This is a genomic window from Streptomyces sp. AcH 505, assembly GCF_000818175.1.
Classification (GTDB): domain Bacteria; phylum Actinomycetota; class Actinomycetes; order Streptomycetales; family Streptomycetaceae; genus Streptomyces.
The window spans coordinates 1,244,640-1,246,609 of record NZ_JTIY01000001.1; the positions used below are offsets into that span (position 1 = coordinate 1,244,640).

Consider the following 1,970-nt stretch of genomic DNA (forward strand, 5'->3'; position numbering starts at 1 on the left):
GCTGGCGCTGCGCGTCGCCGGGTCCTCGCTCGGCGCCCGCAGCGCGCACCAACTCGCCGCCGACCTCGCGGCGTACGGCCCGGTCGAGCCGGTGGAGCGCGCGCTGTGGCTGCGCTACACCGACCAGAGTGACCAGAGCCGCCGGCTGTTGCGCAGACTGGCGCTGGCGGGCCGTGCCTCGCTGGGCGTCGCCGCCGCGGCCGCGCTGCTCGCCACCGACGAGCAGGAGGCGGGACGGCTACTGACGGCCCTGTCCCGGGCGGGCCTCATCGATCACGTACGGGGCAGGCGCTACCGACTGCACGACGTCGTCCGCACGTTCGCGCTCGCGCGGCTGCTCGACGAGGAGCCGACGGCGGAGCGCACGGCAGCGCAGGAGCGGCTGATCCGTAACTACGGCGAACTCGCCGACTCGGTGATCCGGCTCGTCGACGGCAACACCTCGACCCGCGCGGACCTGTTCAGGACGGCGGCAGGCGCGCACGGCTTCAACTCGCCCGACGCGGCCCTGCGTTGGCTGGACGAGGAGTCCAGCTTCATCACGGCGGCGCTGCGCCACGCCGAGGGCGTCGACCAGGAGACCGTACTCAACCTGCTGGGCGCGCTGTGCGACTACTGCCTGCTGCGCGGCGACCTCTACCGGCTCGGTGAGATAAGCGAGTTGTCCCAGGCCGTCGGGCAGGGGCTGCTGGCCCGCTCCGTCCAGTGGCGTACCGGTATCGCGGCCCGCCAGCTCGGCGAGCTGGACAAGGCCCGTACGACACTGACGTCGGTGGTCGACCTGTACCGCGAGGCGCAGCACGAGGCGGGCACCGCACGCGCGCTCTGCTCCCTCGGCATCACCCTGCACCACCAGGGCAATCTGACCGAGGCATCGGCCAAGCTCCGCGAGGCGATGGCGCTCCAGTCCGGTTTCGAGCTGTCGGCCGACCGCGCCTGGACCCTGCACGCCCTGGCGGCGGTCGAGCGGGACCGCGGCCAGATCGCCGAGGCACTCACCCTGCTCGCCGACGCGCTGGACCTGCACCGTACGAGCGGGTCCGTGCACGGCGAGGCCTGGTCGCACTTCCAGCTCGGCCAGGTGTGCCTGCGGATGGGCGACGTGCCGCGCGCGGAGGACGAACTGCGGGCCGCGCTGGCCCTGTACGACACGACGCGCGACAACCGCGGCGAGGCGTGGGCGCTGACCCAGCTGGCGCGGGCCCGGCTGGTGGCGGGCGACCCGGAGCCCGCAGTCGACCAGCTCCGGCAGGCGCTGGCCAGGCACCGGGAGAACGAGGACGCGCGCGGCGAGGCCTGGACGCGCTACTACCTCGGCCAGGCCCTGGAGGAGGGCGGCGACCGCGACCAGGCGGTACGCGAACTGGAGCGCGCCCGCACGATGTTCTCCCGGATGCGCGACGTGTACGGCCTGGCCTGCGCCCGGCACCACTCGGGCCGGGTCACCCGCGACCAGCGGGCGGCCCAGACGGGCAATCTGCGCAACTCCGGTTTCGCCCGTCAGCTGCTGGTCGACGCCCGCGCCGACTTCCACCGGATCGGGGTGTCGCACGGCGAGGGCTGGACGTGTCTGGAACTCGCCATCATCGACGCGGGCAACAGCCGGGCCGCGCAGGCGCTGCGGCTGTGCGACGAGGCGACGGCGCTGTTCCTGTCGTACGACGATCTGCGCGGCGCCGACTGGGCCCGCTTCCTGCGCTGCACGCTGCTGCCGTACGCCTCGCCCGGCGGTACGGAGGTGGGCGCCGTGGTCGCGGAACAGGAACTGGCGGAGCTGGTCAGGGCCGGGCACGGCACCCGGGACGGCAAGGTGGCCGACTGCGCCGAGACGCTGACCGTGATCCTCCAGCGCGGCGTCACGCTGGAGGACGGCTGGCAGGCGTGGCGGCTCGGCCTGGTGCCGGACCGGCACGCGCGCGAGGTGATGGGCGTGCCGGTGGCGGCGACCTCGGCGTAAGCCCCCGGGAGGC

General features: G+C 74.1%; 1 protein-coding gene. It reads left to right on the plus strand.

All coding sequences use genetic code 11. The annotated features are described in order from the left end of the window. The coding region (locus HY68_RS05655) for a tetratricopeptide repeat protein (RefSeq protein ID WP_041985147.1) at positions 1-1,957 on the plus strand (1,957 nt) is incomplete at its 5' end. Positions 1,958-1,970 lie beyond the last annotated feature (13 nt).